16 protein-coding genes and 1 tRNA gene are annotated in these 18,839 nt (G+C 63.4%); 6 read left to right on the forward strand and 11 right to left on the reverse strand.

The window, feature by feature from the left end:
• The first annotated feature begins 50 nt into the window (after positions 1 to 50).
• The 3 genes from upp (at position 51) to BM338_RS09965 (ending at position 5,703) form a co-directional block, all read left to right on the forward strand.
• On the forward strand, positions 51 to 692 hold the full coding sequence (upp, locus tag BM338_RS09955) for a uracil phosphoribosyltransferase (RefSeq protein ID WP_090450725.1): 642 nt from the start codon (positions 51 to 53) through the stop codon (positions 690 to 692).
• 136 nt (positions 693 to 828) lie between these two features.
• Positions 829 to 3,651 (forward strand): lamin tail domain-containing protein, encoded by a 2,823-nt coding sequence (locus tag BM338_RS09960; protein ID WP_090450726.1) that lies wholly within the window; start codon positions 829 to 831, stop codon positions 3,649 to 3,651.
• Positions 3,652 to 3,903: 252 nt separating this feature from the next.
• Positions 3,904 to 5,703: an EAL domain-containing protein gene (locus BM338_RS09965; RefSeq protein WP_090450727.1), complete on the forward strand. Its 1,800-nt coding sequence runs from the start codon at positions 3,904 to 3,906 to the stop codon at positions 5,701 to 5,703.
• Positions 5,704 to 5,721: 18 nt separating this feature from the next.
• Here BM338_RS09965 and pip read toward each other — a convergent pair whose 3' ends face one another.
• Both pip and BM338_RS09975 read right to left on the reverse strand, forming a co-directional pair.
• Positions 5,722 to 6,678 (reverse strand): prolyl aminopeptidase, encoded by a 957-nt coding sequence (pip, locus tag BM338_RS09970; protein ID WP_090450728.1) that lies wholly within the window; start codon positions 6,676 to 6,678, stop codon positions 5,722 to 5,724.
• 242 nt (positions 6,679 to 6,920) lie between these two features.
• A complete protein-coding gene (locus tag BM338_RS09975) occupies positions 6,921 to 8,306 on the reverse strand; it encodes an FAD-binding oxidoreductase (RefSeq protein WP_090450729.1) in 1,386 nt (461 codons plus the stop codon).
• 100 nt (positions 8,307 to 8,406) lie between these two features.
• Between BM338_RS09975 and serA the strand changes: the two genes are divergently transcribed.
• The 3 genes from serA to BM338_RS09990 all read left to right on the forward strand — a co-directional run bounded on the left by serA (position 8,407) and on the right by BM338_RS09990 (position 11,082).
• Positions 8,407 to 9,639 (forward strand): phosphoglycerate dehydrogenase, encoded by a 1,233-nt coding sequence (gene serA, locus BM338_RS09980; protein WP_090450730.1) that lies wholly within the window; start codon positions 8,407 to 8,409, stop codon positions 9,637 to 9,639.
• A gap of 110 nt (positions 9,640 to 9,749) precedes the next feature.
• Positions 9,750 to 10,757: an NAD(P)H-quinone oxidoreductase gene (locus BM338_RS09985; RefSeq protein WP_255367253.1), complete on the forward strand. Its 1,008-nt coding sequence runs from the start codon at positions 9,750 to 9,752 to the stop codon at positions 10,755 to 10,757.
• A 13-nt stretch (positions 10,758 to 10,770) separates the two neighbouring features.
• Complete coding sequence (locus tag BM338_RS09990; protein ID WP_090450731.1) at positions 10,771 to 11,082, forward strand: UBP-type zinc finger domain-containing protein; 312 nt, start codon at positions 10,771 to 10,773, stop codon at positions 11,080 to 11,082.
• 60 nt (positions 11,083 to 11,142) lie between these two features.
• Here the strand turns inward: BM338_RS09990 and BM338_RS09995 are convergent.
• The 9 genes from BM338_RS09995 to thrS all read right to left on the reverse strand — a co-directional run bounded on the left by BM338_RS09995 (position 11,143) and on the right by thrS (position 18,764).
• Positions 11,143 to 11,219, reverse strand: a tRNA-Pro gene (locus BM338_RS09995).
• A gap of 64 nt (positions 11,220 to 11,283) precedes the next feature.
• Complete coding sequence (locus BM338_RS10000) at positions 11,284 to 11,640, reverse strand: MerR family transcriptional regulator (RefSeq protein WP_090450732.1); 357 nt, start codon at positions 11,638 to 11,640, stop codon at positions 11,284 to 11,286.
• Positions 11,621 to 11,920 (reverse strand): integration host factor subunit alpha, encoded by a 300-nt coding sequence (ihfA, locus tag BM338_RS10005; protein WP_026635111.1) that lies wholly within the window; start codon positions 11,918 to 11,920, stop codon positions 11,621 to 11,623. The genes BM338_RS10000 and ihfA overlap by 20 nt, the downstream gene beginning before the upstream one ends.
• A 1-nt stretch (position 11,921) precedes the next feature.
• On the reverse strand, positions 11,922 to 14,300 hold the full coding sequence (gene pheT / locus BM338_RS10010; protein WP_090450733.1) for a phenylalanine--tRNA ligase subunit beta: 2,379 nt from the start codon (positions 14,298 to 14,300) through the stop codon (positions 11,922 to 11,924).
• A gap of 22 nt (positions 14,301 to 14,322) precedes the next feature.
• Positions 14,323 to 15,318 carry a phenylalanine--tRNA ligase subunit alpha gene (pheS, locus tag BM338_RS10015; RefSeq protein WP_090450734.1) on the reverse strand — a complete coding sequence of 332 codons (996 nt, stop codon included), beginning with the start codon at positions 15,316 to 15,318 and terminating at the stop codon, positions 14,323 to 14,325.
• A gap of 146 nt (positions 15,319 to 15,464) precedes the next feature.
• Entirely contained in the window at positions 15,465 to 15,824 is a 360-nt protein-coding gene (gene rplT, locus BM338_RS10020) for a 50S ribosomal protein L20 (protein ID WP_090450735.1), read from the reverse strand.
• A 16-nt stretch (positions 15,825 to 15,840) separates the two neighbouring features.
• Positions 15,841 to 16,038, reverse strand: a complete 198-nt coding sequence (gene rpmI / locus BM338_RS10025) for a 50S ribosomal protein L35 (protein WP_019467379.1) — start codon at positions 16,036 to 16,038, stop codon at positions 15,841 to 15,843.
• A gap of 252 nt (positions 16,039 to 16,290) precedes the next feature.
• Positions 16,291 to 16,818, reverse strand: coding sequence for a translation initiation factor IF-3 (gene infC, locus BM338_RS10030; protein ID WP_304529043.1), 528 nt, complete (start codon positions 16,816 to 16,818; stop codon positions 16,291 to 16,293).
• Positions 16,819 to 16,862: 44 nt separating this feature from the next.
• Positions 16,863 to 18,764, reverse strand: a complete 1,902-nt coding sequence (gene thrS, locus BM338_RS10035; RefSeq protein WP_090450737.1) for a threonine--tRNA ligase — start codon at positions 18,762 to 18,764, stop codon at positions 16,863 to 16,865.
• Positions 18,765 to 18,839: the final 75 nt, after the last annotated feature.

An 18,839-nucleotide genomic window follows, 5' to 3' on the forward strand; every position in this document is an offset into this window, starting at 1 on the left:
CCCGCCCTCTCCTGCGCCACAATCAGAAAATCCAGCCCGCAGGAATCCCCATGAAGATCGTCGAAGTCCACCACCCCCTGATCCAGCACAAACTCGGCCTGATGCGCCGCGCCGGCATCAGCACCAAGGAATTCCGCGAACTCGCCTCCGAAGTAGCCGCGCTGCTCACCTACGAGGCCACCAAGGATCTGGAAACAATAGAACAGCACATCGACGGCTGGGCCGGCCCACTGACGGTGAAGCAGATCAAGGGCAAGAAAATCACCATCGTGCCGATCCTGCGCGCCGGCCTGGGCATGCTGCCCGGCGTGCTGGACCTGATTCCGGCCGCCAAGGTCAGCGTGGTCGGCCTGCAGCGCGACGAGGAAACGCTTCAGCCAATCGCCTACTACGAGAAACTCACCGGCCGCATGGACGAGCGCATCGCGCTGATCGTCGATCCGATGCTGGCGACGGCGGGTACCCTGATCGCCACCGTGGACATGCTCAAGGCGGCGGGCTGCAAACGCATCAAGGGGCTGTTCCTGGTCGCTGCGCCGGAAGGCCTGAAACGGATCGAAGCGGCGCACCCGGATATCGAGATCTACACCGCCGCCATCGACCAGCGCCTCAACGAGCACGGCTACATCCTGCCCGGCCTGGGCGACGCCGGCGACAAGATCTTCGGCACCAAGCAACTCCCTACCGGCTAACCATCCCCGCGGGAGCGCTCCCTGTGCGTTCCTGCAACAACCTTCCGAGTCGAGAACCCTTACTCAGAACTGTCGTAAATTCTTGCTAGCCTCGCCGTAAGAAGGGGCCGACGGCCCCCAGCGAGGGAGTGGGGAAATGCAAGCAAGATTCGCCCGGCGCGCCTTGTGGGCCGCGTTGTTAGGTCTCGTATCGGTCGGCGCCGCGCAAGCGGCCGATCTCAGCATCAGCCAGTTCCGTCTGCGCGGCCCGGCTGGCGGCAACGACGAGTTCGTCGAACTGTTCAACGGCGGCAGCACCGCGCTCGACATTTCCGGCTTCAAGTTCAATGCGTCCAACGCCAGCGGCACCACAGGCACGCGCCTGACCTTTCCGGCGGGCACCTCGATTGCTCCGGGCTGCCATCTGCTGCTGACCAACAGCGCGAGCGGCGGCTACTCCGGCAGCGTCGCCGGTGACCTCAAGTACAACACAGGCGTGACCGATGACGGCGGCATTGCCGTCCTCGACGCCAGTGGCCAGATGGTGGATCAGGTCGGTCTTTCCGCTGGCTCCGCCTACAAGGCCGGCACGCCGCTGGCCTCGCTGGGTTCCACCAATGCGGACAAGGGCTACGGCCGCCAGACCAATGGCGCTGGCCTGCCGCAGAACACCGGCGACAACCAGGCGGACTTTGTGGTGGTAACACCCACCGCGCCACATAACGCCAGCAGCAGCTGCGTGGTGATGAATCTGGCCCTGTCGATCGCCGATGCCAGCGTGACCGTGCACGGCGCCGGCAACCTGGCCATGCCGTTCGCTATCACGCTCAACCAGCCCGCGCCCGCGGGTGGCGTCAGCGTGCACGTGGCAACGCAGGACGACAGCGCCACTGTCGCCAACGGCGATTACGAAGCCGTCGATACCACGCTGACCATCGCCGAGGGCCAGACCCAGGCGAGCTTCAACGTCGTCGTACACGGCCGCAGCACCGGCGCACCCGACAAGGCTTTCCTGGTCAAGCTGAGCCAGCCCACCGGCGGCGCCTCGCTGGCCCGCGACAGCGCCATCGGCGCGATCCTGTACGACATCCCGGTGGTAGCGGAGATCTGGGAAATCCAGGGCCGCGAACAGACTTCGCCGCTGGTCGGCAAGTCGGTAAAGACCAGCGGCAACATCGTGACCGCAGTAGGCCCGGCCGGCTTCACCATGCAGACGCCGGACACGCGCGCTGACGCCGATCCACTCACCTCTAACGGCATCTACGTGTTCACCGCCAGCAAGCCGACGGTAGCGATCGGCGATGTGGTGGACGTGGACGCCACGGTCGACAACTACTACCACCTGACCGAGCTGAAGAATGCCAAGGTCAATGTCACGTCGCATGGTACGGCGCTGCCGGCACCGGTGGTGTTCGACCGCAAGACGCCCTCTTCCGATCCCGCCAAGCTTTCCTGCGGCGCCACCAACTTCCAGTGCTTCGTGGGCATGCGCGTGGTGATCGAGCACGGCATGATCAATACGGGCAACAAGCGCTTCAGCACGCAGCCGTTCGCTGAAGTCAGCATCACCGCCAATGGCAAGCGTTCGCTGCGCCAGCCGGGTGTGCGCTACGGCGTACCGGTGCCGACGGGCGTCGACCTGCCCAATTGGAGTGGTAACCCGGAAGTGTTCAAGATGAATACGGCCGACTTCGGCGCCGTATCGGCGAACACCCCGTTTGTCGCCGGCACCACCTTCCGTGCGGAAGGCGTGATCTCGTATGACTTCGGTGCGTACACCTTCATTCCGACGGCGATCACAGTGAAGCACGCCGCGCCGATGCCGCGCGCTGTCACACGGACACCGGAGCGTGCGCTGCGCATCGGTGCGTTCAATACCGAGCGTTTCTGCGACAGCGAGTTCAACACCACCTTCACCTGCAGCGGCAACAGCAAGGAGCCGACGCCGGCCGAAGTGGCGCTGAAGACGCAGCGCTTGTCGGCATACATCGGCAGCGTGCTGAAGCTGCCGGACGTGCTGTCGGTGGAAGAAGTGAAGAGCCTCGCCGTACTGCAGGGCCTGGCCAAGCAGCTGGGCGACGATTACCCGGCGAAGTACGAGGCCTACCTGGTGCCGGGCCACGATCCGAGCGGCATCAACGTGGGCTTCCTGGTGCGCAGCGACCGCGTACGCGTGTTGTCGGTGCAGCAGCTTGCCGCGGACGAAACCTGGAACGACAACGGCAGCACCGCCTTCATCCACGATCATCCGCCGTTGCTGTTGACGGCCGAAGTGCGCGGCATGCGCTTCCAGGTGATCTCGGTGCATCCGAAGGCGCGTACCAATGTCGACAAGAACGATGCTAGCGCCACGCGCGACCGTCAGAAGCGCTTCGAGCAGTCCACGTCACTGGCGCGTCAGGTACAGAGCCTGCAGACCCGCTTCCCCTCGCAGCCGCTGCTGGTGGTGGGCGACTTCAACGCCTATCAGTTCAGCGATGGCTGGGTGGACGTGGTCGGCCTGATCTCGGGCAAGTACAAGGACAGCGAGAACCTGCTCAAGCTCGGCCGCAACCTGGTGCAGCCGGCGCTGTGGAATGCAGTGGAAGCGGTGCCGGAGAACGATCGCTATTCGTTCCTGTTCACCGAGAAGTTCGGCGAGATCCAGGGCTACACTAAGGCGGGCACCGGCAACTCCGGCCGCGAAGTGCCGACGGTGCAGGTGCTTGATCATGCCCTGCTGAATCGTGCCGCCGCGCGCCGCTTCATCCAGATGCAGTACGGCCGCGCGGACATCGACGCTCCGGTGCAGACCGAGATGGATGCCGCCAACGCACCGGACTGGACCAAGGCGATCGGCGCTTCCGACCATGACGGCCTGGTGGTCGACCTGTTCGCACCGGCGATGTTCGACCCGCACGGCGATCACGATCACGATCGCGGCCATGACCGTGACGACGATCACGACGACAAGCATGGCAAGGAACACCACGGCCACTGAGGCCGCGACGCCTCGCTCTAGCCACCCCCGCCTGGCGACAGGCGGGGGTTTTTCGTTTCCGGCCCCGGCGGGAGTCATCCACCCGACACATTCGGGTGCGATCTTGCCCCACTGCACGCCGTGTCGGCGCTGCCGGTCCATGGATGGCCACCTCGCCGTTTCAGTGTTCACCCCAATTGAGTACGTGTGATGGGCCGACTTCGTCATGGTCCCCTCCACCCGGGCCGTACCCGCACGAGCCGTCCTGTCCTTATGCCTGTGCCACCGCGCAAGGATTCACGCCACGATGTGCTGGAGCGCGCGCTGGTGCCTGGGAATCTGCTGCCGGTATTCCAGCCCCTGGTGCGGGTAGACACCCTTGAAGTGGTGGCCCACGAGGGCTTGAGCCGCTGCGCCTTCGCGCCGGATACAGTCAGCATGCTCGACCTGCTCGATATCGCCCGCGCCGAAGGGCGCCTGGCCGATCTGGAGTTGCACGCCGCGCGCACTATCAGCACGGCCTTCACCGCATCAGCGGCCAACGGCCGACTGCTGGTGAATCTAAGTGCACGCGCCATCCTGCAGGACCTGATGCGTCCGGACGATGTGCTCGCCGCGCTGATTGCTGGCGGCCTCGATCCCGCTCGCGTAACCATCGAGGTCACCGAACGCGACGTGGTGGCCAATCCGGTGTTGCTTGCCGACGCGCTCGGTTATCTGCGCGCGCATGGCATGCGTATCGCGCTGGACGATTTCGGTAATGGCCATTCCAACTTCGAGATGTGGAACGAGATCCATCCGGACATCGTCAAGATCGACCGCTATCTCATCAATGGACTCTCGCGTAGCGCCGAGCGCCTGGCCATCGTACGCGCCCTGTGCCAGGTGGCCGAAACACTGGGCACCGACCTGGTCGGCGAAGGCGTGGAAGACCCGGCGGACCTGCGCCTGATCCGCGAGCTGGGCATTCCCTATGCGCAGGGTTTCCTGATCGGCTATCCCGCGAGCGCGCCGGTCGCGGAACCGCGTGACGAAGCGCGCCAGGCGCTACTGACTCCCTCCGTGCCCGTACATCCGCGCCCGCGCGGCCCGGTCACACAGCGGCCGACTCAGGTCGGGCATCTGGCGATGGAAGCGCCGTCAGTCGATCCACGGCAGAGCAACGACGACGTGATGGCTTTGTTCGTGGACTATCCCGAACTGCATGCCGTGGCGGTGGTGCAGGACGGTCGCCCGATTGGCCTGATCAACCGGCGCCTGGTCAACGAGCGCATGGCGCAACCTTTCGCGCGCGAATTGCTGGCGCGCAAATCCTGTACGGCGCTGATGAATCACGCGCCGCTGATATGCGATGAGCAGCGAAGTCTGGAGAGCCTCGCCGAGGTCTTGCGCGGTGAAGATCAGCGTTATCTGAGCGACGGCTTCATCGTCACCAGCGGCGGCCGCTATCGCGGGTTGGGCACCGGCGAGTCGCTGGTGCGAAGAGTCAGCGAGCTGCGTATCGACGCGGCACGCCACGCCAACCCGCTTACTTTCCTGCCGGGAAACATCCCCACCACCGAACATCTTGCACGCTTGCTTGGCGGTAGCGAGGCATTCGCCGTCGCGCATGTCGATCTCACCGACTTCAAACCCTTCAACGATCGCTATGGCTATTTCCGCGGCGACGAAATGATTCGCCTGCTATCGGGCGTGCTGGGTGAGCACATCGATCCGGCGCTGGATTTCATCGGCCATATCGGCGGTGACGATTTCGTAGTGTTGTTCCAGAGCGACGACTGGGTCGTGCGCTGCCAGCGCATCATTGACAGCTTCAACGCACGCGCGGGAGCATTGTTCGATCCGATCGACCGTGCGCGCGGCGGTCTGCGCGGCAAGGATCGTCGCGGCGAGCCGCAGTTCTTTCCGTTCACCACGGTGGTGATCGGCGCCGTACAAGTGCTGCCGCCGCTGCCGCAGCGCGCCGAATCCATCGCTACGCTGGCGGCCCGGGCGAAACGTCATGCCAAGCGCGCCAATGTGGGCCTGCATGTGTTCTCGCGCTCGGTGGCATCGCTGGCGCAGCCGGTCTGACTGCGCCAGCCATCGGGTTCAACCGCGAAAGCGATCGGTGGCTTCTACCAGTTCAGCAGTGATGCCAGGTTCGAGTGCCGAGTGCCCGGCATCCGGCACGATGCGCAGGTCGGCCTCCGGCCAGGCGCGATGCAGATCCCAGGCGCTGCGCATCGGGCACACCACGTCATAGCGGCCTTGCACGATCACGCCGGGAATCTTGCGGATGCGCTCCACGTTGCGCAGCAGCTGATCGTCGTGCTCGAAGAAACCGCCGTGCACGAAGTAGTGGCATTCGATGCGCGCGAAGGCCAGTGCGAACTCGTCCTCACCGCTGGAGGCGATGTGGTCCGGGTCTGGATACAGATAGCTGGTGGCGCCTTCCCACACTGACCACGCGCGCGCAGCCGCCACACGCACCTTGGCATCGCTGCTGGTGAGGCGACGGTAATAGGCGCTCATCAGGTCGCCGCGCTCGGCCTCAGGGATGACGCTGAGATAGGTTTCCCACGCGTCCGGATACAGCGCATCGCAGCCTTTCTGGTAGAACCATTCGAGCTCCCAGCGGCGCAGCATGAAGATGCCGCGCAGCACCAGCTCGGTGACTTTGTCCGGATGCGTCTGCGCGTAGGCCAGCGCCAGCGTCGAACCCCACGAACCGCCAAATACCTGCCAGCGATCGATGCCCAGATGCTCGCGCAAGCGCTCGATGTCGCTGACCAGATGCCAGGTGGTGTTGTCGATGAGTTCCGCGTGCGGCGTGGACTTGCCGCAACCGCGCTGATCGAACAACACGATGCGGTACACCTTCGGATCGAAGAAGCGCCGGTACTTCGGATTGGTGCCGCCGCCGGGGCCGCCATGCAGGAACACCACCGGTTTGCCGTTGGGATTGCCGCTCTGTTCGTAGTACAGCGTATGCAGGTCGGAGACCTTGAGCATGCCGCTGTCAAATGGCGCGATCTCGGGGTAAAGCGTGCGGCGGTCCTGGGCCATGTGGGGGTTCCTCATACGGCGATGGAAATCGCGAAGGCTAGCATGGCTGTTGATAGTGATAGGTGCAGGCGCTTATCGCCTGAAGTCGGGCGGCGTCGTCACAAGGGCTTACCCCTCCCCAACCCTCCCCTGCAAGCAGGGGAGGGAGCAGGGTGTTACAAGCTCTTAGCCCCTCCCCCTGCCTGCAGGGGGAGGCTGGGAGGGGGTGCGCTCTTGCGACATCATCTCCCGATAAGAGATGGCTAAAACACCTTCCCCGGATTCAACAATCCCTTCGGATCGAACACCTGCTTCACCCCACGCATCAGCGCGATTTCTGCTTCGCTGCGCGTGCTGCCAAGGTAAGGCTTCTTCACCAGACCGATGCCGTGTTCCGCCGAAATGCTGCCGCCGTGGCGCTGCAAGGTATCGGCCAGCAATTTCGTGACGTGCTCGCACTGCGCGATGAAATCCGCGTCGCTCAATGCCTCCGGCTTCAACACATTGATGTGCAGATTGCCGTCGCCGATATGGCCGAACCACACCACTTCAGCCTGCGGGTATTCGCGCCCGAGCAACGCCTGGATTTCCTGCAGGAATACCGGTAGTACGCTGATGCGCAGCGAGATGTCGTTCTTGTAGGGGCGATGCGGCGCGAGGCTTTCGGTGATGCCCTCGCGTAGGCGCCACAGCGCGGCGGCCTGCGCTTCGCTCTGGGCAATCACACCGTCGCTGATCCAGCCCTGCTCCGCACCTTGCTCGAATGCGGCCAGCGCGGCGTCTTCGTTGGCGTCGAACTCGGTCACGACGTAGTAGGGATGCTCACCGTCGATGGCACGCTGCGCGCCATGCGCCAGCACATGCTTGAGCGCTACGTCGGTGAAGAACTCAAAGGCTTGCAGACTCAACTTGGCACGAAACAGCCCAAACACCTGCATCAGCGCAGCCATGTCGGGCAATGCCAGCAACATCACCTGCGACGGCGGCGGCGGATCGGTGAGTTTCAGGGTGGCTTCCACCACCACGCCGAGCGTGCCTTCGGAACCGATCATCAGCTGACGCAGGTCGTAGCCGCTGGAGTTTTTGATCAAACCACGATTGAGTTGCAGCCATTCGCCATTACCGGCCACCACGGTCAGGCCGGCAATCCACTCGCGCGTATTGCCGTAACGGATCACGCGGATGCCACCGGCATTGGTGGCAATATTGCCGCCGATGGAACAGGAGCCACGCGCGGCGAAGTCGACCGGGTAGATCAGGCCATGCGTGCGCGCCGCGTCGTGCACCGCCTGCAGGGTGATGCCGGCCTGCACGGTGAGCGTGCGGTCGACCGCGTCGAAGTCGAGTACGCGATTCATCCGTTCCAGACTCAGCACCAACTCCCCATTGGCCGCTACGGCGCCACCCGACAGACCGGTGCGGCCGCCTGAAGGCACCACATAGATCCGGTGCTCATTGGCCCAACGCACGATGTCCTGCACTTCCCCCACGCTGGCCGGCAACGCGACGGCCAGCGGCGCCGGTACCCAGCGCCGGGTCCAATCGCGGCCGTAGTGCTCCAGGTCGGAAGGCTCGGTGAGCAGGCGCAGCGCCGGCAGGCGGCCGGCAAGATCGGCCAGGGCGGGATGGGCCAGGGATGTAGCGGTCATAGCGGCTCCAGGGACGTCCGCCCAGCCTGCCAGCCAAGGGCGTTGCGGTCCAGTGCTGCGGTGCCGCATAGTGCCGCTTTGCCAACTCTGCCCGGCACTCATGAAAACCTCGTATCCGAAAGAAGACATCAAGGTCCTGCTGCTGGAAGGCGTGAGCCAGAATGCGGTCGAAAGCTTCCGCCGCGCCGGCTATAGCCAGATCGAATTTCACGAGAAGTCACTGCCGGAAGCGGAACTCAAAGCGCGCATCGCCGAGGCGCATATCGTGGGCATCCGCTCGCGCAGCCATCTCACCAAGGAGGTTCTGGAAAACGCGCGCCGCCTGATCGCGGTGGGCTGCTTCTGCATCGGCACCAACCAGGTGGATCTGGAAGCGGCACGCGCGCTTGGCGTTCCGGTATTCAACGCGCCCTACTCCAACACCCGCAGCGTGGCCGAACTGGTGATCGCTGAGGCGATCATGCTGCTGCGCGGTATTCCGCAGAAGAACGCGCTATGCCATCGCGGCGGCTGGACCAAGTCGGCGGCGGGCAGCTTCGAAACGCGCGACAAGGTGCTGGGCATCGTCGGCTATGGCCATATCGGCACGCAGATCGGCGTGCTAGCCGAGGCGCTGGGCATGCGCGTCATTTTCCACGACGTCGAGACCAAGCTGTCGCTGGGCAATGCTCGTGCCGCCAGCAGCCTGGCCGATCTGCTGGAACGCGCCGATGTAGTGACCCTCCATGTGCCGGAAACGCCCGCGACCAAGTTGATGATCGGTGCGACCGAACTGGCCAAAATGCGCAAAGGCTCGCTGCTGATCAACGCGTCGCGCGGCACGGTGGTGGATATCGATGCATTGGCCGCTGCCTTGCGCAGCGAGCATCTGGCCGGTGCCGCGGTAGACGTGTTCCCGGTGGAGCCCAAGGGCAACGACGATGTCTTTGTCTCGCCGCTGGTCGGCATGGACAACGTTATCCTCACCCCGCATATCGGCGGCAGCACACTGGAAGCGCAGGACAACATCGGCATTGAAGTGGCGAGCAAGCTGGTGCGCTACAGCGACAACGGCTCCACCCTGTCGGCGGTGAACTTCCCCGAGGTGACCCTGCCCGAGCATCCGAACAGCCGCCGCCTGCTGCATATTCATCGCAACGTGCCGGGCGTGCTATCGCGCATCAACGAGCTGTTCTCGGCGGGCAACATCAACATTGACGCGCAGTTCCTGCAGACCGACCCGCAGGTGGGCTACGTGGTGATCGATGTCTCCGCCGACGAAGCGCAGGCGGGCATCCTCAAGGACAAGCTCGCCGCCATTCCAGGCACCCTGCGCAGTCGCGTGCTGTACTGACAAGGCGCAAGTTTACGGACGCGCACAGACACACACGCGTCCTTCACTGGCAGGCGGCGTAACGTGATGACCCCGCCGGCGACGTCGCCTGCATTATCAGCGTTCGCATCATGAGCACAGTGGCATTACCGGAACGGATGACGGAGATCGAGATCACCGCGCCGGGCGGCCCCGACGTGCTCCAGCCGCGCATCGTATCCACGCCCTCACCAGGGCAAGGCGAATTACTGGTGCGCGTCGAAGCGGCCGGCGTGAACCGGCCCGATGTCATTCAACGCCTGGGCAACTATCCCATGCCACCCGGCGCGCATCCGACGCCCGGATTGGAAGTGGCTGGCGAAGTGGTCGCCATCGGTGAAGGCGTCACCGGCTTCTCACTGGGCGACGAGGTATGCGGCCTCACCAACGGTGGCGGCTATGCCGAGTATTGCGTGCTCCCTGCCGGCCAGACCCTGCCGCGGCCGCGCGGTCTGACCTCCGTACAGGCCGCCGCGATACCGGAAACGTTCTTCACTGTATGGGCGAACCTGTTCCGCATCGGTCAGGCCACCAGAGGGCAACGCGCGCTCATTCATGGCGGCACCAGCGGTATCGGCACCACGGCGCTGATGCTATGCCGCGAGTTCGGCATCTACGCGTTCGCCACCGCTGGCAGTGAGCGCAAGTGTGCGGCGATTCGCGAACTGGGCGCGGAAGCGATCAACTATCGGGAAGAGCACTTCGCCCTCGCCGTGCTCAACAAGACCGACGGTCATGGCGTCGATGTGATTCTCGACATCATGGGCGGCGCCTACTTCGAACGGAATCTGGCGGCGCTGGCACGCGATGGCAAGCTGGTAGTGATCGGCTTTCTGGGCGGCACCGTGGCGGAGCAGATCGACCTGCAGATGCTGGCGCTCAAGCGCGCGACCGTCACTGGCTCCACGATGCGCGCACGCACTCCGGCCGAGAAGGCCGAGATCGCGAGCGATCTTCATCGTCACGTGTGGCCGGTGCTCGAAGCGGGCCGTTGCCTGCCAATGATCTACCGCGTCTTTCCGCTCACTCAGGCAGCAGAGGCCCATCGTTTAATGGAAGCTGGCGAGCACGTGGGTAAGATCGTGCTACAGGTCAGCTAACGGAGGCGATGCCATGAGCACGTCATGCACCCATCTGGACGGTATCCACGACGTTACCCCGAGTGCCGCCGGTTGTGAGGAATGCCTCAAGACCGGCAGCCCCTGGGTCCATCTGCGCATCTGCCGCACCTGTGGCCATGTGGGTTGCTGCGACAGTTCGCCCAACAAACATGCGACTAAGCATTACCACGCGACCAGTCACCCCATCATCGAAGGCTACGATCCACCGGAAGGTTGGGGCTGGTGCTATGTCGACGAGTTTTTCTTCGATCTGACCGATCGCAAGACGCCGCATCCGGGGCCGATTCCGCGCTTCGTGCCGTAGCGAAGATCAGGCACAAAAAAACGGCGCCATGAAGGCGCCGTTTTGAATGAGTCACCGCATTGGTCGGGGCGGCCGGATTCGAACCGACGACCCTTTGCCCCCCAGGCAAATGCGCTACCAGGCTGCGCTACGCCCCGACGATACGGCAAGTGGGCAAGTCTAGCAGTTCGCCAGACTTTGATGAAAGTTATTTGGCGCGCCTCAGCGGCGCAGCAGACTCAGCACTTCTTCCAGTTCCATGCGCACCTGGCGCACGATCTGGTGGGACATGCTGGCCTCCATGCGGGCCTGCGGACCTTCCAGCCGGGCACGGGCGCCGGTGATGGTAAAGCCCTCGTCATACAGCAGACCGCGGATCTGGCGGATCATCAGCACGTCATGGCGCTGGTAATAGCGACGGTTGCCGCGGCGCTTGACCGGATTGAGGGCGGGAAACTCCTGCTCCCAATAGCGCAGCACGTGCGGCTTCACGCCACACAGTTCGCTGACCTCACCGATGGTGAAGTAACGCTTGGCCGGAATGGCCGGGAGTTCAGTGTTATTCCCTTGGTCCAGCATAGCTCTCGACTCTCACCTTGAGTTTCTGCCCCGGACGGAACGTCACCACTCGACGGGCGGAGATCGGGATCTCCTCGCCGGTTTTCGGGTTGCGTCCCGGGCGCTGGTTCTTCTGACGCAGGTCGAAGTTGCCGAAACCCGACAACTTCACCTGCTCGCCCTTTTCCAATGCCTCGCGGACGACCTCGAAATAGGCGTCCACGAATTCCTTGGCCTCTCGCTTGTTGAGGCCCACCTCGAGAAAGAGGCGCTCGGCCATCTCCGCCTTGGTCAGCGCCATGTCATCCTCGCAATCTTGCCTTGCATGCTGTCTCCAACGCAGCTACTGCTTCACGTACGCAGCGATCCGCGTCGTCGTCAGTAAGCGTGCGTGAAGCGTCCTGCAAAATCAAGCCCATAGCGAGACTCTTTCGGCCTGTCTCGACCCCCTTGCCGCTGTAGCGGTCGAACAGGCGCAGCTCCTTGAGCTGGTCGCCCAGGGCCCCGCGGACGGACTGTTCAATCTGTGACCACTGCACTTCTTCCGGCAGGTCCACGGCGATATCGCGGCGTACCGAAGGGAAGCGCGGCACCGGCTGGGCCTTGGGCAGACGGCGGGCCAGCAGCGGCTCGAGGGCCAGCTCCAGCACATGCACGTCCGGCCCCAGGTCCAGCGCCTTGGCCAGCTGCGGATGCAGGGCGCCAAGGTAGCCGACAGTCTGGCCGTCCCGTGCGATACGGGCAGCGCGCCCCGGATGCAACCAGCCCGGCAGGCCATCGGCATGCATCGACCAGCGCTGCGGCTCACCGCCCCACGCGATCACGGCATCCAGGTCGCCCTTGAGGTCGTAGAAGTCGAGCGGGCGCGCGGCCTCGCCCCATTGCTCGGCCTGCGCCGAGCCGCTGGCGACGATGGCCAGGCTCGGGGTTTCCAGCGGCGGATCGCCGGCGGCGAAAACACGTGCCACTTCAAACAGGCGCACACGCTCCTGCTGGCGGGCACGGTTGTGGCGAAGCGATTCGACCAAGCCCGGCAACAGCGAAGGACGCATGACCGCCAGATCGGCAGAGAGAGGGTTGGCCAGCGGCACCAAGCGCTCGGTGAAACCCCAGCGGGTCAACAACTCGGCCGCCAGGAACGACAAGTTCACTGCCTCGTAGTAACCGCGCGCGGCCAACTGCTCGCGCAGGGCAAGCTCATTGATGCGCGCTTCCGGCTCGACGGCCAGGGTCAACGCACCCGCAGGTGTAAGCGTGGGAATGTTGTCGTAGCCGAAGATGCGTGCCACTTCTTCGACGAGATCCTCTTCGCGCTCGATATCGAAGCGGCTGCTGGGCGCAGTGATACGCCAGCCGTCCGTCGTGGCTTCGGTGCCCATACCCAGCGCGGTGAAGATGCGTGCGACCTCCGCGTCGGCAACCTCCACACCCAGCACCCGCTTGAGGCGTGCACGCCGCAAGGTCACCGTCGCCGGCTTGGGCAGGTCGGCCGGATTTTCCGCGACTAGTACCGGACCGGCCTTGCCGCCAGCGATGGATAGCAACAGCTCGGTAGCGCGCTCCAGCGCACGGCGCGGTAGTTCCGGATCGACGCCTCGCTCGAAGCGATGCGAAGCATCCGTGTGCATGCCCAGCTTGCGTGCACGGCCCATGATCGCGGCCGGCGCGAAATGAGCAGCCTCGAGGAAGATGTTGTGGGTAGTGTCGGTGACGCGCGAATCGAAACCGCCCATCACGCCTGCCACTGCCAGCGCCTTCCGTTCGTCGGCGATCAGCACGAAGCTGCTGTCGAGCTTTGCTTCCGAAGCATCCAGCAGCTTGAGCGTTTCACCTGTGCGCGCATGGCGAACCACGATGTCCCCCTCAAGCTTGTCGTTGTCGAAGGCGTGCAGCGGCTGGCCCAGCTCCAGCATCACGTAGTTGGTGATGTCGACCACGGCACTGATCGGACGCAGACCGGCACGGCGCAGGCGCTCAGCCAGCCACAGCGGCGTGCGCGCCTGTGGATCGATGCCTTCAACAATGCGACCCAGATAGCGCGGCGCATCGGCGCCCGCTTCAAGACGAATGCCGCGACGTGCTTCACCGGTGACAGGCGCACTGCCCTGCGCGGGCACTTTCACCGCGCTGCCGAACAGAGCGGCCACGTCATGCGCGAGACCAACCAGACCCAAACAGTCCGGGCGATTCGGCGTGAGCTTCAGTTCGATGCTGGCGTCGGGCAGACCAAGGTAATCGGCCAGTGGCTTGCCCACTGGCGCATCCAGCGGTAGCTCCAGCAGACCGGACGCATCGGCATCGATACCCAGCTCCTTGGCCGAGCACAACATGCCGAACGATTCCACACCGCGCAATTTGGCCGCCTTAATGGCGATGCCGCCGGGCAGATTTGCACCCACGGTCGCCAGCGGCACCTTGATGCCAACGCGTGCGTTCGGCGCACCGCAGACAATCTGCAGCGGCTCGCCCTGCCCCACGCTCACCTTGCAGACCTGCAAGCGATCAGCTTCCGGGTGCTTCTCAGCACTGATGATCTCGGCCACCACCACACCCGCCAGGCCTTCGCCCAGTGGGGTGAGCTCTTCCACTTCCAGACCGGCCATGGTCAGCGCGTGGGCCAGGGCGGCGCGGCCCGCCTTGATCTCGACCAGTTCGCGCAGCCAGTTCTCAGAGAATTTCATGCTTATCGATTCCTGGGTGCGTTCAGGCGAACTGCTTGAGGAAGCGCAGGTCGTTCTCGAAGAACGCGCGCAGATCGGAGACGCCATAGCGCAGCATGGCGAAGCGCTCCACACCCAAGCCAAAAGCGAAGCCGGTATAGCGCTCCGGATCGATGCCGCAATTCTTCAGCACGTTCGGATGCACCATGCCGCAGCCCAGTACTTCCAGCCAGCGCGTGGAACCGTCCTCGGCGTCCCAACGGATATCCACTTCCGCCGAAGGCTCGGTGAAGGGGAAGTAGCTGGGGCGGAAGCGCATCTCGAAATCGCGCTCGAAGAAGGCGCGAATGAATTCGGCCAGTGTGCCTTTCAGATCGGCAAAGCTGGAGGTCTCGTCGACCAGCAGACCTTCGATCTGATGGAACATCGGCGAATGGGTCTGATCCGAATCGCTGCGGTAGACCTTGCCCGGCGCAATGATGCGGATCGGCGGCTGCCGGCCCTGCATCGAACGGATCTGCACCGGCGAGGTATGCGTGCGCAGCAGGCGCCCGTCACCGAAATAGAAGGTGTCGTGCATGGCGCGCGCCGGATGGTGCGGCGGAAAATTCAGCGCCTCGAAATTATGCCAATCGTCCTCAATTTCCGGACCGTCGGCGCGCTGATAACCCAGACGCGCGAAGATCGCGCTGATGCGCTCAAGGGCACGCGTGATCGGGTGGATGCCACCGCGCTCGCTATCGCGGCCCGGCAAGGTGATATCGAGCTTTTCGGAAGCCAGGCGACGATCCAGCTCGGCCTGCTCCAGCACCTGCTTGCGGGTGGCGAGAATTTCGGCGAGGCGGTCCTTGACGCGATTGACCTCGGCGCCGCGCGCTTTGCGCTCATCCGGTGCCAGCGCACCCAGCGCTTTCAGCGCGGTGGTGACAATGCCGCTCTTGCCCAGCAGCCCGACGCGCAGCGCTTCAAGCACTTCGAGCGTATCGGCCTTGTCGATTTCAGCCTGCGCCTGTGCGGCCCGGCTTTCCAAGTCGTCCATCGATGCGATCCCGGTTTGGAAGTCCACAGAAACGAAAACGGGGAGGAGGCGTTTGGCCTCCTCCCCGCGGATGTTCGCTCTTCATTGAGAAGTGCGGCCAAGGATGGCCGCTCCTTGATCTTCGCGATCAAGGATGAGCGCACAGATTACGCCGCCAGACTGGCCTTCGCCTTTTCTGCAATCGCGCCAAACGCCTTGATGTCGTGCACGGCGATGTCCGCCAGCACTTTGCGGTCGACAGTGATGCCGGCCTTGGTCAGGCCGTTGATCAGGCGGCTGTAGGACAGGCCGAACTGGCGGGCAGCAGCATTGATACGCACGATCCACAGGGCGCGGAACTGGCGCTTCTTCTGCTTGCGGCCGATATAGGCGTACTGACCGGCCTTGATGACAGCCTGGTTGGCAACGCGGAAGACTTTGCGACGGGCGTTGTAGTAACCCTTCGCGCGGCCGATGATTTTCTTGTGACGACGACGGGCGGTAACGCCACGCTTTACACGAGCCATGGTTTATCTCCTCGCCTTACAAGTACGGCAACATGCGTGCTACACCCTTGGTGTCGCATGCCTTGACGTGGTTGGTAGCGCGAAGATTGCGCTTACGCTTGGTCGACTTCTTGGTCAGGATGTGCGACTTGAAGGCGTGACCGGCCTTGAACTTGCCGGAAGCGGTCTTGCGAAAACGCTTCGCTGCCGCCCGGTTGGTCTTGATCTTGGGCATGGAAATGCTCCGTATCTCGGTTTCTGACTGATCTGGCGGTGGCCCTAAGTAAGCCACGCTTTCCGTCCTGCCACGATCGGTTCACGACCCTTCCTGGCGGGTCGAACCGGCGATTATACGGAGGGACTGGCCGCATTGCCAGTCTTGGAGAGATTTCACCACAACGGGCGGAAGTCACGCCCGGAGTCGCAAAGGGGCACAAACCAGCACCCCGCAAGGAAAAACGGCGACCCAAGGCCGCCGTTTCGTCCGTTACTGCTTTTTCTTGGGTCCGATCATCATGACCATCTGACGGCCTTCCAGACGCGGGAAGGACTCGACCTGGCCATTCTCGCCCACGTCTTCCTGGATCTTCTTGGCCAGGTTCTGGCCCAAATCCTGATGGGACATCTCGCGACCGCGGAAGCGGATGGTGACCTTGACCTTGTCACCCTCTTCCAGGAAGCGAAGCATGTTGCGCAGCTTGATCTGGTAGTCGCCCACGTCCGTGACCGGACGGAACTTCACTTCCTTGATCTCGACCTGCTTTTGCTTCTTCTTGGCCGCCTGGGCCTTCTTCTGGGCTTCGAACTTGAACTTGCCGTAATCCATGATGCGGCAGACCGGCGGGTCGCCGTTCGGCTGGATCTCGACCAGATCCATGCCCGCCTCTTGCGCCAGTGCCAGCGCCTCGTCACGGGTAAGGATGCCGAGCTGTTCTTGATCCGCGCCGATCACGCGAACGCGCGGGACGCGGATTTCGAGGTTACGGCGATTGCCCTTGTTGTCGGTGGTAGCGATACCACTATCCTCCAGAAGAGTTCTTGAAATGACCGGCCATGCGCTTAGCGCCGAGTCTCAGTTTCCAGGCGTTCGATGAAGCCTGCCAGCGGCATGCTGCCCAGGTCTTCACCGGAACGGGTACGTACGGAAACGCCCCCAGACTCCTTCTCGCGATCACCGACCACCAGCAGGTAAGGGACTTTCTGCAACGTATGTTCCCTGATTTTATAGCCGACCTTCTCATTGCGCAAATCGGCCTGAACCCGGAAGCCTTTATCGACAAGGGTTTGCGTGACCTGGCGGACATAGTCGGACTGGGCGTCCGTAATGCTGAACACTGAGGCCTGCACTGGCGCCAGCCAGGGTGGCAGGTTGCCGGCGTGGTGCTCGATCAGGATGCCAATGAAGCGCTCCATGGAGCCCACGATAGCCCGGTGCAGCATGACCGGATGCTTGCGCTGGCTGTGTTCGTCCACGTACTCGGCCCCCAGGCGCTCGGGCATCATGAAATCCACCTGCATGGTGCCAACCTGCCATGCACGGCCGATGGAGTCCTTCATGTGGTACTCGATCTTGGGGCCGTAGAAGGCGCCCTCGCCTGGCAGCTCCTCCCATTCGACCCCCGCCGAACGCAAGGCGGCGCGCAGCGCGTCCTCGGCACGATCCCATACCTCATCGCTGCCGATGCGCTTGTCTGGACGCAGGGCAATCTTCAACGCGATATCGTCGAAGCCGAAATCACCGTAGACCTTCATGGCCTGCTGATGGAACGCCGTCACCTCTGGCTCGATCTGTGCTTCGGTGCAGAAGATGTGGCCATCGTCCTGCGTGAAAGCACGCACGCGCATGATGCCGTGCAATGCGCCGGAAGGCTCATTGCGATGGCAGCCGCCGAACTCGCCGTAGCGCACCGGCAGATCGCGGTAGCTGTGCAGGTTGGTGTTGTAGATCTGCACGTGGCCCGGGCAGTTCATCGGCTTCAGCGCATAGGTGCGCTTCTCCGACTCGGTGAAGAACATGTTTTCCTGGTAGTTGTCCCAATGACCGGACTTCTTCCACAGGCTCACGTCCATGATCTGCGGACCGCGCACCTCCTGGTAACCGCTGCTGCGATACACGCCGCGCACATACTGCTCCACCACCTGCCAGATGGCCCAGCCGTTCGGATGCCAGAACACCATGCCCGGCGCTTCTTCCTGCTGATGGAACAGATCCAGCGCCTTACCGATCTTGCGGTGGTCGCGCTTCTCAGCCTCTTCGAGCTGATGCAGATAGGCCTTGAGATCCTTGTCGTTGAGCCACGCGGTGCCATACACGCGCGTCAGCATCGCGTTGTTGGAATCACCACGCCAATACGCCCCAGCCACTTTCATCAGCTTGAATGCGCGCAACTTGCCGGTGTTAGGCACGTGCGGGCCGCGGCAGAGATCGGTGAACTCGCCTTGCGTATACAGCGACAGCTCTTCGTTCGAGGGAATGCTCTCGATGATCTCTGCCTTGTACTCCTCGCCGATGCCACGGAAGAAATTCACTGCCTCGTCGCGCGACTTCACGCTGCGCGTCACCGGCAGCTGCTCCTTCACGATCTTCTCCATCTCCGCCTCGATCTTCACCAGATCGTCCGGCGTGAAGGGGCGCTCGTAGGCGAAGTCGTAATAGAAACCGTTGTCGATCACCGGACCGATGGTTACCTGCGCGCCGGGGTACAAGCGCTGCACAGCCTGCGCCAGCAGATGCGCAGTGGAATGGCGCAGAATTTCCAGCGCCTCCGGACTCTTCTCTGTGACGATCTCGAGGCTGGCGTTGTGGTCAATCGGGAAGCTGGCATCCACCAGCTTGCCGTCTACCTTGCCGGCCAGGGTGGCCTTGGCCAGGCCGGCGCCAATGGAGGCAGCCACCTCCTGTACGGTGACGGAGTGGTCGAAGGGACGCTTGCTGCCGTCGGGTAGCGTGATTTCGATCATGGAAACGTTTCTCTGAAAACAAAAAAAGGGCGCCGCGCGCCCTCTTGGAAGCACAAGGCGTGGCGAGATCAGCGT

The organism is Dyella sp. OK004, from assembly GCF_900114495.1.
GTDB lineage: Bacteria > Pseudomonadota > Gammaproteobacteria > Xanthomonadales > Rhodanobacteraceae > Dyella_D.

Bases quoted from the DNA above. Each gene is read 5' to 3' on its own strand.
- upp (WP_090450725.1), top strand. From the start codon at position 51: ATGAAGATCGTCGAAGTCCACCACCCCCTGATCCAGCACAAACTCGGC.
- BM338_RS09960 (WP_090450726.1), top strand. From the start codon at position 829: ATGCAAGCAAGATTCGCCCGGCGCGCCTTGTGGGCCGCGTTGTTAGGT.
- BM338_RS09965 (WP_090450727.1), top strand. From the start codon at position 3,904: ATGCCTGTGCCACCGCGCAAGGATTCACGCCACGATGTGCTGGAGCGC.
- pip (WP_090450728.1), bottom strand. From the start codon at position 6,678: ATGGCCCAGGACCGCCGCACGCTTTACCCCGAGATCGCGCCATTTGAC.
- BM338_RS09975 (WP_090450729.1), bottom strand. From the start codon at position 8,306: ATGACCGCTACATCCCTGGCCCATCCCGCCCTGGCCGATCTTGCCGGC.
- serA (WP_090450730.1), top strand. From the start codon at position 8,407: ATGAAAACCTCGTATCCGAAAGAAGACATCAAGGTCCTGCTGCTGGAA.
- BM338_RS09985 (WP_255367253.1), top strand. From the start codon at position 9,750: ATGAGCACAGTGGCATTACCGGAACGGATGACGGAGATCGAGATCACC.
- BM338_RS09990 (WP_090450731.1), top strand. From the start codon at position 10,771: ATGAGCACGTCATGCACCCATCTGGACGGTATCCACGACGTTACCCCG.
- BM338_RS10000 (WP_090450732.1), bottom strand. From the start codon at position 11,640: ATGCTGGACCAAGGGAATAACACTGAACTCCCGGCCATTCCGGCCAAG.
- ihfA (WP_026635111.1), bottom strand. From the start codon at position 11,920: ATGGCGCTGACCAAGGCGGAGATGGCCGAGCGCCTCTTTCTCGAGGTG.
- pheT (WP_090450733.1), bottom strand. From the start codon at position 14,300: ATGAAATTCTCTGAGAACTGGCTGCGCGAACTGGTCGAGATCAAGGCG.
- pheS (WP_090450734.1), bottom strand. From the start codon at position 15,318: ATGGACGACTTGGAAAGCCGGGCCGCACAGGCGCAGGCTGAAATCGAC.
- rplT (WP_090450735.1), bottom strand. From the start codon at position 15,824: ATGGCTCGTGTAAAGCGTGGCGTTACCGCCCGTCGTCGTCACAAGAAA.
- rpmI (WP_019467379.1), bottom strand. From the start codon at position 16,038: ATGCCCAAGATCAAGACCAACCGGGCGGCAGCGAAGCGTTTTCGCAAG.
- thrS (WP_090450737.1), bottom strand. From the start codon at position 18,764: ATGATCGAAATCACGCTACCCGACGGCAGCAAGCGTCCCTTCGACCAC.